Source organism: candidate division KSB1 bacterium (assembly GCA_022562085.1).
Classification (GTDB): domain Bacteria; phylum Zhuqueibacterota; class Zhuqueibacteria; order Oceanimicrobiales; family Oceanimicrobiaceae; genus Oceanimicrobium.
This window is the reverse complement of sequence record JADFPY010000114.1, coordinates 1-12,004: the sequence shown is the minus strand read 5'-3', so window position 1 is coordinate 12,004 and position 12,004 is coordinate 1. Positions and strand designations below refer to the sequence as shown.

At 43.3% G+C, this 12,004-nt stretch carries 7 protein-coding genes and 1 pseudogene; all 8 read right to left on the bottom strand.

What is annotated here, in order from left to right:
- Window positions 1–66: 66 nt before the first annotated feature.
- The gene (locus IH879_11220) at window positions 67–630 is read right to left on the bottom strand and encodes a response regulator transcription factor (protein ID MCH7675506.1); all 564 of its coding nucleotides are present in this window, start codon (window positions 628–630) and stop codon (window positions 67–69) included.
- A 269-nt stretch (window positions 631–899) separates the two neighbouring features.
- Complete coding sequence (locus IH879_11215; GenBank protein ID MCH7675505.1) at window positions 900–2,303, bottom strand: hypothetical protein; 1,404 nt, start codon at window positions 2,301–2,303, stop codon at window positions 900–902.
- A 75-nt stretch (window positions 2,304–2,378) separates the two neighbouring features.
- Entirely contained in the window at window positions 2,379–2,585 is a 207-nt protein-coding gene (locus IH879_11210; GenBank protein MCH7675504.1) for a hypothetical protein, read from the bottom strand.
- Between the two features lie 40 nt (window positions 2,586–2,625).
- Entirely contained in the window at window positions 2,626–5,589 is a 2,964-nt protein-coding gene (locus tag IH879_11205; protein ID MCH7675503.1) for a M28 family peptidase, read from the bottom strand.
- Window positions 5,590–5,813: 224 nt separating this feature from the next.
- Window positions 5,814–7,613: a HAMP domain-containing protein gene (locus tag IH879_11200; GenBank protein MCH7675502.1), complete on the bottom strand. Its 1,800-nt coding sequence runs from the start codon at window positions 7,611–7,613 to the stop codon at window positions 5,814–5,816.
- Between the two features lies 1 nt (window position 7,614).
- Complete coding sequence (locus tag IH879_11195; GenBank protein MCH7675501.1) at window positions 7,615–8,844, bottom strand: hypothetical protein; 1,230 nt, start codon at window positions 8,842–8,844, stop codon at window positions 7,615–7,617.
- Window positions 8,845–8,853: 9 nt separating this feature from the next.
- Window positions 8,854–10,296: a TrkH family potassium uptake protein gene (locus tag IH879_11190; protein MCH7675500.1), complete on the bottom strand. Its 1,443-nt coding sequence runs from the start codon at window positions 10,294–10,296 to the stop codon at window positions 8,854–8,856.
- A gap of 93 nt (window positions 10,297–10,389) precedes the next feature.
- Window positions 10,390–11,736, bottom strand: a pseudogene (trkA, locus tag IH879_11185) (Trk system potassium transporter TrkA).
- Window positions 11,737–12,004 lie beyond the last annotated feature (268 nt).

Here is a 12,004-nt window from a genome sequence, read left to right as displayed (position 1 = left end):
GCGGAAACCGGGGAAATCTTCTTGTAGCCAAAACGTGAATATGTCCCGCCGGATGGGGGAAATGGGCTAGCAGCTCAAGGCCCTGATTTTACTGCACAACTCCAACCGGCCGGCGTCCTTCATCATGTAAGCGTCTGCGCCGGCGGCCAACGCGGTGGGGATGTCCCGAATGTGGACCAGCAAGCACAACACCTTGATCTCTGGCAGTTGTTCTTTGATTCGCCGGGTCGCCTCCGCACCGTCCATTCCGGGCATTTGGGCGTCCATCAGGATTACGGCCGGACGTAACTCTTGGGCCAATTGCAGCGCCTCTGTCCCGCTTTCGGCAGTGCCTACAACCAAAACGCTGGGGTGGGGCCGCAGGATGCTGGCCAAGGCGTTCCGAGCGTCGGAGTCGTCGTCGACGATTAAGACACGGATGGGTTCTTTCCCGGCTTGTTTGTAACCGCCCTTGCCGCTCGAACCAGTGGTTACAGCAGCGCACCACTCATCGTGTTCCTTCCAGTCTTGGAACGGTTCTGATGTCCGGCGAACACCCTCCATAGGTCTGGCGGACACGCGGCTCTCCCACTGCGTTACATAATCCCCACTCGTTTGCCACGGCATCGGACTGTCCTTTTTGTTTGTCAATAAATACCCTCACAATTAACTCTAAACCAAACCAGGCACGCTGGAATCGGGAAGAGTAATGATCTCTACGCAACAAAGAGGCTGACCGGCCGGTCAGCCTCTTTGCCTACACTTGCTCCGCCTTTTGGTGGATTTCCTTTCAGGGATTCAACCGGCTCGCTGCCGGTTGCCTTCCCAGAGCGAGGGCCAATTGGTGCTGCTTCTATTGGCCGTCAATTTTCTTCCACCCATTTTTTCGTGTGGAAAAAAGATGGATGTTTCATTATTGTTTATTGTAGTTTTTTCTTTTTTAATACCAAATTCCTGAGAAGATAAACTGTAAATATTGAAGTAAATAAAATATAGTATTCCCCGCCCGAAGCAGTCGAAGATGTGAAGCTTTGGACAGTCGAAGATGCGAAGCTTTGGACAGTCGTCCAGCTATCTGAGTCCTGTCGTTGAATTTGCACTTCTCTATAATTTTTAAAATCTGGTTCCTCATAATATTGATAATAATATTTGTATAAAAATCCATTCTGTATATTATATTGCAAAAATCTTGTTTCTATCACCCCGCTACTGTTTTTCTCTTCTGCTTCCTGATAATACTTGTCATCTAATTGTATGTTTATATTAACGAATGACGATTCTATAGTATCAGCATAAATAGACCAGTCATTAAAAGATGAAAATGTCGGAATTATTAGTTGGGGAATATAAGGGTCTAAAAATGAACTACTGCATATAACCTCTAAAGTGTTCATTCCCTCCTCAAAATTACACAATAACGCGTTAGATCCAACCGAAGTTACTATTAAAGTAAATTCAGAATCCTTGACAATTAGAACAGAATTATCAGCCAAATCAATAGTAAAATTGTCAACCAACGTAAATTCAGCATTCCATTGAAATTTTTCAATTTTATAAACAACGATTTCATCGCCAAATTGTACCGGCAGAGAACCATACGTCTTACTCGGTTCACCTAACTCACCTTCGTAAGGCACAATAAAGGCTTCGCCGCTCGGGAGGTTCCAGGCGGTTCCCGGTTCCCGGATTAAACCGCTGCTGGCGTGACCTGTGCGATGTCTTGTATCAACAGAGAATTGATACGGTTTGCCTGTTGCTTCAAACTTCATCTTAATGGCAATGGCTTCATCCAACCTGGTTTTCATTTTCATGACTTGCTGGTGAACTTCTTCGTAATCAATTTGAAGGGCAGGGATCATCTTGCGGTGAAAACCAGGCATGCTGGCCGCCCGAAAACCACGCTGCCTGGCCAGATTTTTTAACGGCGCGGTTGCTGAGAATTGCGTCGGAGCCAGTACAATATGCCACTCGGACGCTGTTTGATGTAAGTCGAACGCGCCGTCGCCTTTTACGAGCTTTTCGGAATCCAACTCTGTAGGATCACCTTGAAACCGGTAAACTGTTTCAGGTAAATCCGCGTTGTTGTTATCAACATTTTCATAGCAAACCAACTCAATTTTTTCAAGACCTAAATCATTTTGAATTTTCGTAAGCGTGGTTTTCCACTCAAAAGCAATGAGACGCCGGTCTCGCCAGTTGGGGTTGTCTCCTACTTCTCTATTTGGGATATCGAGTAAAATAGTTAAAACGCGATCGTTTGATTTTGGCTGGAAGACTTTTTTTATTAAACTGGCAAACTGACCTTCACTTAAATTCTCATTCATGATTTTATGAACTCAAAAAAAAGTAATCCAAAATAAAAACAGTGAATTACCCTCAGGTAGAGCTGTCTTTTTATATTATGTTTTTTTCGGATTAAACTTGGCTGCATCAAGAATGGACCACAGGTGAACGATCCAGCCAAGCAGGAAAATCCACAAAAACCCGGCGAACACAAAATGCACGGCTGCCATTAAGAGACGGCCCTGCAGGAGTTGACCCAATCCTGGAATGAAGAAACTCGATAGCGCCGCCAAAACATTGCCGCCGGAACCTTGACCTGACATTCCTGCCTCCTCTAAATAAACAAACTTTGGGTTAAGTGTGCTATTCCCTCGCTTCCGGAATAATCGTTAAAGTCAACTCCTCATCATCGCGGACAATCACAACTTTAACGGCCACTCCGATTTTAACTGCGTCCAGGGCATAGGTGTAATCATAAATATTCGTGATGTTTTGACCGGCAAACTCGATGATGACGTCCCCGCCTTTTAAACCGGCTTTGTCTGCCGGGCCGCCGGCTCGAACGCCCGATAATTTTACACCGCCGGTGCCTTCTGCGACATAGTCAGGGATGGTGCCGAGATAAGCCCTGAGAGTTTCCCGGTCTCCACCTCCGCTTTTTGTGCGTTCAACTTTGACATAATCCGGACGGTCAGAAGACTTGACCAAATCCAGAATGATGTTTTGCGCAAATTTAGCGATTCTTTCCATACCCTCGTAATTAAGCGTTCCCGCGTCGTCTGTGGGCCGGTTGTAGTTATCGTGGCTGCCGGTAAAAAACGCAAGCACAGGTATTTCTTTAGTATAAAAAGAAGTCGCATCTGTCGGTAGATAGGGATCATCCTGAAGATTCAAATTGAATCCCGCAGCCACATTCTTTTTTTCGATTAATTTTGTCCAGGATGAAGAAGAGCCTAAACCTTGAAGAAGCAATTTGTTTTCCCGGAGCCGCCCCACCATGTCAAAATTTAGATAAGCAACTATTTTTTCCAATTCAAGCGGTGGATTTTCAGTAAAATATGACGACCCAATGAGACCCAACTCTTCGCCGGACCAAAGAGCAAAAACGATGTTTCTTTTAAAATCGTTTGGTTGCCGCTTATGTAATTCAGCCAGAGAAGCTGCCACTTCCAGCACCGTGGAAGTCCCGGATGCATTGTCATCGGCGCCATTGTGAATTTGCCCTTCTTCCCCCTTACGAGCAAGCGAGCCGATTTCACCAAATCCAATGTGATCGTAATGTGCCCCAATAATAACCGACTCTGCAGCCCATCCTTGCGTGGTTGCCGGGAGCATTCCGATGACATTTCGATCCGGCTTTTTGACTCGCTCGACCCCTGTTGAAAGTTTGACTTTTACTTGCGGTAGAAGAAAACTGCCGAGCGCATGCGGATTTTCCTGGTCCAAATCTGATTGCACGGTTTTCAAATCTTTTTCTGCATAACTGAAAAGCGCCTCAGCCGCCTTACCGGAAATTGAAGCTGCCACTATGCCGGAGCTTGCTCCGACCCTATCAAATTTCAGAGGTACCAGCTCTCCACTCCGAGGTGAATTCGGGCCGTTTACCACCAAAAGCGCCCTGGCGCCATTTTCGCGAGCAACCAAAGCTTTGTAGCGCAATCCGGCGTAGCGATTCAGAGTCTGGCGGCGTTCCACACTAACCTCTTCCGGGACGTAGCGTAAAACCAGCACTAACTTGTCTTTGACATCCAAACCGGAGTAAGAGTCGTACCCTTCCCCTAATTTACCGGGGACGGATAAACCGTAGCCGGCAAATACAACTTCCCCTTCGATTTCGCCATCAGCCGAAAAAGCCAGCGGCCGAAAATCTTTTTCGACTTCAAACTTGAGCGCTTTATCGCCACCCTTGAAAATTTCAAGGTGATTTTTTAGGGGAATGATTTTCATACCCGAGGTGAATTGGAATTCTTGAAAAAACGAGCCATTATCACCAAGTGGTTTTAAGCCAATTTCGTTAAAGCGGGAAGTAATGTAATCTGCGGCCATTTTCGTTCCCTTGGTACCACTCATGCGGCCTTCGAGTTTATCCGAAGCCAAAAATGTCACCTGGGTTCTGATATCATCGCCCGAGATTTTTGCAGATAGGCCACTTTTATCTTTCTTACCATTTGTTAAACTGACATCCTTAGACACAAGGTTGTTTTTATTGCTAGCTACTGCAGATGTCATATTTCTCTTCGGTGCTGAAAAAATCGCGGTCAAGGCAGCCTCGTGGTTCCAATCTGCTAGAAATAACTGGGAACGCTTTTCACTGGTTCGATTTGAAGTCCAGCAGAGTTGATTGCCGTCCGGTGAAAACACCGGCAAACCGTCGAAACCGTCAGTTGTGGTAACTCGAACAGGCTCGTGCTGGCCCAAAGCATCCACCATGTAAAGTTCAAAATTAGAGAATCCTAATTTATTGGAGGCGAAGGCTAGATACTTGCCTGAAGGATGAAAGTAAGGCGCCCAGGACATGGCGTTGAAATTGGTAATTTTGCGAACATCTGAGCCATCCAGGTGCATTGTGTAAACATCCGCAATCGCGCCATTTTCTTCAAAACGACGCCAGACAATTCTTTTACCGTCAGGAGTAAAAAAAGGCCCGCCGTCGTAGCCTGGTGAATGGGTGAGCCGGGTTTGGTTTGAACCGTCGCTATTCATCATGTAAATCTCGCCGTAGAAAGCGGGGTCCATTTCTAACCGCTTCAGATCCTCCGGGGAAAGGTTTGATGAACTATAAATATCGCGCAGTGAACAAAAGACTATTTTGCTGCCGTCGGGAGAATAAGAACCTTCGGCGTCATACCCCTTTGTTTTTGTTAACTGCTTTATTCCACTGCCGTCCCGTCGAGCGGAGAAAATATCCATCTGTTCGTCATAATCCCAGGAATAGCGGCGGTTTTTCCCGGAAGCCCGAAGTTCGATTTCTTTTTTTTGCTTGGATTCAGCGTTGGGATCTAAATGCGTAGAGGCGAAAAGAACCTCATTTGTACCCGGACGAAAAAAAGCGCAACTGGTCTTGCCAATGCCGGGAGAAATGCGGTGGCTGTCACCGGTTTCCAAATCAAGAAAATAAATCTGAAAGAAAGGATTTTTCGGTTCACGTTCGCCCTGAAAAATTAAAGCATTCCCATCTGCAGAAAAATAGCCTTCTCCGGAGCGCTTGCCCGCATATATCAACTGCCTGGTATTCTCTAAAAATCTTCCTTCGTTTTCATCCTGAGCTGCGGAAATTCCAACCCAAAAAAGAAATACCAGGCAAAAATTAAAGCTATTTTTTTTCATTTCTTAGACTCCTTCTGAAAATAAAATTCACTCTCAGGTATGACTAACTTAAGAATATTAATTTTGACAAACAAGAAAACTTAAGATATTGTCTTACCAAGTTTATTGAACTGGTTCGGCTCCGCTCACCATGATGGCAATTAGCTTCATTCTGAGCGAAAGTCCGAGGGTTCAATGGTCACATTTACTGACTTTTTCGGTAAGACACTAATAAGGGAACGCTATTACCGGGGTAAATAAATACTAAAAGTTGTCTCTTTATCGACTTCGCTTTTGACGCTTATTAAGCCATTGTGTTCTTCAATAATTTGCTGCACTACTGCCAACCCCAACCCCGAGCCATCTTTTTTGGTTGAATAGTAGAAATCAAAAATTTTATTTAAGTGTTCTTGTTTAATTCCTTGACCGGTATCACTGAAAGAAATAAGCAATGACTTTTCGGGCAGTTTGTTTTTGTACTTCGCCGACTCATCCGCTTCTTTTACGATAATCTTTAACTTACCCCCACCCGGCATTGCCTGAATTGCATTCAGGACAAGATTTACAATTACCTGACGAATCTTGGCCGCGTCAACATTGGTATGAATCGGCGTTTTTTCATATTCACGTTCAATTCGCACGCCTTTTTGTAAAGAGTCCGCCACTTGCATCATCGACACTTCGTCAATGATTTCATTGATAGCCACCTTTTCCAGTTCTAATTTCGGCGGCCGGGCAATCAAGAGGAAATCTTGCACCAGTTGATCGACCCGTTTAATCTCAGACGCTAAGATCTCGTAGAATTTTTCGACCCTTTCCTTATTGACAACTTCTTTGGCAAGCTCCCGCTTCAAAATTTGCATATTTATTACCATGGAATTAAGCGGGTTTCTGATTTCATGAGAAAGCACGGAAGCCAATTTCCCGAGAGTCTCCAATCTTTCCGTTCTTTTCAAAGTGTTTTGATACTCCGTTAAACGTACCGCCATCTCATTGAAGTTTTCGGCGAGAGCGCCGATTTCATCCTTGCCGACATTCTGAATCCGGTAGTCTAACGCACCTTTCGAGAACTGCTCCATTCCGGAAACCAGATCTTTAACCGGAGCCACGATCCATCGGGTGTAGAAAAAAGCTAAAAGAGAAGCAAGAATCACACTAACCGCCATAAACTGAAAAACCCGAACCCGCATTCTTTTTGCCGGCGCAAAAGCCTCGGAAGTCGGCTGTTGAATCATCGCCCCCCAGCCATAATCGCCGATGGGGGCGTATGCTGCAACCATCTCAATATTTTGGCTTGTCTTGTAAATAGTACTGCCGCTTCCTTTTTCAGCAAGTCTTTGAATTACTTCCTCATTTTCAAATTTATTTTTTTTATAAACATTTATTCGATCGGAATGGGCAATGTAAACGCCGTCCTTGTTAAAAATAAAAGCTTCCCCATTCTCGCCAACGACATTTTCATCAACGATATCCCACATAGCTTTTAAATCAACAACGGCGTAGAGAATCGCGAAGACTTCATCATGAAGCTTAATGGGTTCGGCAATATCCAGCAACGGTAAACTCTCTTCTGAAACATAAACATCTGTTCGAAAAGTTTCACCCTTAAGAATATTTTTGAGATCTGGTGACGACTTCCCATTATTGCTAAACTTAAACGGCACTGTTTCATCGAAAGAGGTCGTTGCAATCAGATGGCCCGATGTGTCCAGAACCGACACATTATTAAAAATCGCGAAGTCACTAACAATCGTGTTTATGGCCAACTCAAGGCTGGTTTTGTTCATTCCATAAATTGATAAATTCTTGGCCTGGTTTACAACAATATCTCCGGCAGTTTCCAGCTTTAAGTCAATGAAGCGAGCTGAACGAATAGCAAATTCCAAATTTCGTTCTAATATTGTTTCCTCAATGGATTCCTGAGCGGTGTCCACAAGCACATTGCCAGTGAAGAAAAGCGGCAAAGAAACGATTAAAATATGAGATAAAAGCAAACGCGTCAAAAGACGATGCCGAATTTGAATTTTGTGCCCAAACTTTAGCATGTCAGTTACTCTCTAAATCTCTAATAATCCATTCTTCAAACGGCCGAATATCGCCTTGTAAATCGCGATAATTTCTCAGCTTTTCTAAGTTTACGAGATAATGTGTCCACCATTTAAAATAAAGAAAAGTTGCTGGCTGGTCCTGGTTTATTATTTCTTGCAAACTCTGGATTAATGTTTTTTTCATTGCGAGGTCATCTGTATTGTGGTAAAAGTTTAAACGATCCTCGAAAATCTTACTGGTGTATCCAATGTAATTACCAACACCCTTAACAGAAAACACTCTTTCCAGACTTTCAATTCCGCTTTCGAATGTATAATCCGTTAATATGGCGTCGAAGTTGCCAGAGACCAGATTGTCAATTAGCTTACTTTTAACCAAAGGTCTAGGATTTACTTCAACGCCAACTTTGAGAAGATCAATTTTTATTTGCCGGGAAATCGATTCATCAAGTCTTAAACCCTTTGAATAGTAAAAATTCAAAGTTAAAGGCTGCCCCGCTTTATCTAATATTCCGTCTCTATCAGAGTCTCTCCAACCGGCTTCTTGAAGAAGTTGAACAGCACGCTTAGGGTTGTACTTATAGGATTCCATTCCCTGGTTAAACAATGGTGAATCATCGTCAAAAGGGCCCTTTGATAAAGTAGCTTTCCCATTAAAAATTATTTTTTTGATAATGCGGTCGTGGTTAATAGCAAATGACAGGGCTTTTCTAACTTGTCTTGATCTTAATGCCGGGTTGCGATGATTATAAAAAATCAGTTTAACCATATTAGAGTCAGCTCTTACCGGAACCGGCGAAAAATGATTGTTTGATTTCTTGACTTCGAGTGCGGACACTTCACTTTCTAAAACCGCTGTATCAATTTCATCAAGAATTAAAGCGGAGATCAGAGCTCGTTCGGTTTCATAAAAACGAAAGATCACAGTATTTGGGTTAAATATTTCAAATTCCTCTGAATTAAGAAAACGGATTACAACTTCGTTTGGCGAACGCTCGAAAGCTCTAAAAGGCCGACCGTTACCAGAACCGAAAACCGGCAGGAGACCTAGCTTTGTTTGAATTTTCCAATCTTTTTTATCTACCCGGCCTGTGAGCTCGCCTATCGCCAGTTCCCTTTTGTTCGGCTCATTCTGTAGTTGGGCGAACAATCCGGAAACACTCAATGTCCAGGTAATAAAAAGACCCCAAACGATTCGGAGAAAAAGATTTTTAAAAACATTATGCATTGGGGGAGACTATTTTATCCAAAAGTTACGAGTGAAGATTACCAGAACCGTGTAAATTTCAAGACGCCCGACAAGCATCAAAAAGCTGAGAAGCCATTTTCCTGCGCCAGGTATGTGAGCAAAATTTTCCGTCGGGCCAATGGTTCCAACACCGGGCCCAATGTTACTCAGGGAAGAAATCACCGTGCTGACGGAAGTGACTAAATCTAATCCCATTAGGCTCATTAAAATAGATGCAACGACCAAAATACTAAAATAAAGCAATACGTATCCCAATATATCGCTTATTGCTTCCGCTGGCACAGGTTTGTGCCCCATTCTTATTGGGATTACAGCGTGTGGGTGAATTAGTTTCTTAAACTGCATAAATCCATATTTAATTATTAAATAAATTCGCACTATTTTAATGCCGCCGCCAGTCGATCCGGCGCAGCCACCAAAAAACATCACGGTGATTAAAATCAATTGGCTAGAAACCGGCCAGGCCTCATAGTCAGCTGAATGATAGCCGGTGGTCGTGATTAAAGACGTCACTTGAAAAATAGCTTTTTGAAAAGCACCCGAGAAACCGTAAAGTCCTCGGAGTAAAAGATCAAGAAATACGAAACTAGTTACGAATAGTATGACTCCTAAATAAAACCGAAATTCACTATTATCTGCATAGCTCCTAAACCGGCCTTTGAGAACTCTATAATGTAGAGCAAAGTTGGTACCGGCTAAAATCATAAAAATAGTAATAACGTATTCAATATATGCGCTTTGATAAAACCCTATTCCGGCATTTTTAGTAGAGAAACCGCCGGTTGCCATTGTACCAAAGGTATGACACAGGGAGTCGAAAACACTCATTCCGCCTAATTTTAGAAGAACAGTTTCAATGAAAGTCAGGAGGAAATAAACCCCCCACAGAATTTTTGCAGTATCCTGAATTCTGGGTTGCAATTTATCCACAGATGGGCCGGGGACTTCCGCTTTAAATAATTGCATCCCTCCGATACCCAACATTGGCAATATCGCTAACGACATCACGATAATTCCCATTCCGCCAAGCCAATGGGTCAAGCTGCGCCAAAACAAGACACCGTGTGGCAGGGCCTCTACGTCGGTCAGAATTGTCGCCCCGGTTGTCGTGAATCCGGACATGGTTTCAAAAAAAGCGTCCGTGAAGGATATCTCAAAATCGGTGAGAAGATAAGGCAGCGCCCCAAATACAGCCAAAAATATCCAGCCAAAAGTAACGACTGCAAATCCTTCCCTGGTTTTTAACTCCCGGTCACGCGGTGTGAATTTCCAGAGTAAACCGCCGGCAGTAATGGTAATCAAAAAAGAAACCAGTAAAGCGGAAAAATCGCCATCTTTGTAATATAGTGAAATTGCTATCGGGAAAATCAGGGAAGCGCCCACAAAAATTAGAAGTGCTCCGAGAACTCGAAGAACCGCTTTAATATCCATAACGCCTATGGCAAAGGGAGTTAATTTCAGTTTTAAAATGTTTCGCCGATAAATTCATGTAATTTTAGCCACTGCCTGCACTTGCTACATTCATTACTCAAACATTTTTTCTACATTGGCAACAGCTTTTGGCAGCGCAAAGATAACAACTTTATCATTAGCTTCAATCGAAGAATCTCCAACCGGCACAAAAACCTCGCCATCGCGAGTCACAGCTCCAACAATCGCTCCGTCCGGAAATTTAGTATCTCGCAGGGTTCTCTTAGTAATTTTAGCTCCTTTTTGTGCAACCAGTTCAATTGCTTCAGCATCGATGCCACGCAAAGTTGCTACCGACACGACCTCCCCCCTGTGAATAAATCTGGCAATCGCATTGGCGGTAATAATCCCTTTATCAACCGCAACATCTAAGCCAATTGAATTTATCAGGGGCAGGTAATCTGCGTTGCTTACCATGGTAATCGTCCGGCGAACGCCCAGATGTTTTGTCAGTAGCGAAGTAATTATGTTTAATTCCTCGTCATCTGTGACAGCAACAAATGCGTCCATGTCGGCAATCCCTTCGGAAGCGAGCAAATCCACATCCGTGCCGTCACCCTGAATAACCAGAGTATGTTCGAGCTGCTCTGCTATAATTTGAGATTTTGAACGGCTGGTTTCAACCAAGCGAATGTTCATATTCTTATCTTTTTCCAATTCTTTTGCAAGTAATCGGCCCACTTTTCCGCCCCCCAAAATCATGATATTTTCAATTCTATCATCTGTCTTGCCGCAAAGTTCAAGCAAATCAGGGACGGATTCCGTTTTGGAAACGACAAAAATTTGATCCCCACTTATAAAGTAATCCTCCCCAGTTGGAATAATCGTCCGGCCGTTTCTAAAAATGGCTACAGTTCGGAATGTAAGCTCGGGCAGACTTAAGCTGACTTCTTTAAATTGTCGCGATATAATTTTTGCTTTTGAATCCAGGCGAAGGCCGACCAATTGAATTGAGCCGTTCGCAAATTCAATTACATCCGTCGCCGCCGACCGGCGAATGAGCCAAAAAATTTCATGCGCCGTTTCTAATTCCGGATTAATAATCATGTCGATTCCTAGCTGTTTCGGTGTCAATACTGCATTTGGATTTGTAAATTCTTGATTTCTCACCCGGGCGATTTTTTGCGGTACACCAAATTTCTCAGCCAGCATACAGGCAATGATGTTCACTTCATCAATTGCGGAAACAGCAATGACCAATTTGGCGTCCTTAATCCCGGCCTCAACGAGCGTTTCAACACTAGAGCCGCTGCCTTGAACTGCCATGATATCTAATGATTCTTCTACCCGGCTAATCTTCTCTCTGTCCGGCTCGATCATGACAATCTGGTGACCTTCTTTAGAGAAAATCTTGGCCAAATGGAAACCAACTTCACCACCGCCAATGATTATAATTCGCAACCTTTATTATCTCCTAAGTTTTAAACACCTTGCTCAACTAATCTTCTTCAAAGAAATTCATTTTAACATTTTCATGGTAAAATTGCAAGCGAAAAGAACTTCTTGACTAAAAGATTAAAGTTCATTAAATTTATTGTAAACAACTAACATTTCTCACTTCAGTTGACATTGTAATTATTCCATTTAGGATGAAAAAATTCATTTAATGCAGAAATTTCATTTACAAGATTAATCGGCTAAAAATAGGAGTGCGAAAATCAGCGAAGCG

What these genes read in the sequence shown, in the direction of transcription:
- IH879_11205 (MCH7675503.1), bottom strand. Translation starts at nt 5,589, where the DNA reads ATGAAAAAAAATAGCTTTAATTTTTGCCTGGTATTTCTTTTTTGGGTT.
- IH879_11195 (MCH7675501.1), bottom strand. Translation starts at nt 8,844, where the DNA reads ATGCATAATGTTTTTAAAAATCTTTTTCTCCGAATCGTTTGGGGTCTT.
- IH879_11210 (MCH7675504.1), bottom strand. Translation starts at nt 2,585, where the DNA reads ATGTCAGGTCAAGGTTCCGGCGGCAATGTTTTGGCGGCGCTATCGAGT.
- IH879_11200 (MCH7675502.1), bottom strand. Translation starts at nt 7,613, where the DNA reads ATGCTAAAGTTTGGGCACAAAATTCAAATTCGGCATCGTCTTTTGACG.
- IH879_11190 (MCH7675500.1), bottom strand. Translation starts at nt 10,296, where the DNA reads ATGGATATTAAAGCGGTTCTTCGAGTTCTCGGAGCACTTCTAATTTTT.
- IH879_11215 (MCH7675505.1), bottom strand. Translation starts at nt 2,303, where the DNA reads ATGAATGAGAATTTAAGTGAAGGTCAGTTTGCCAGTTTAATAAAAAAA.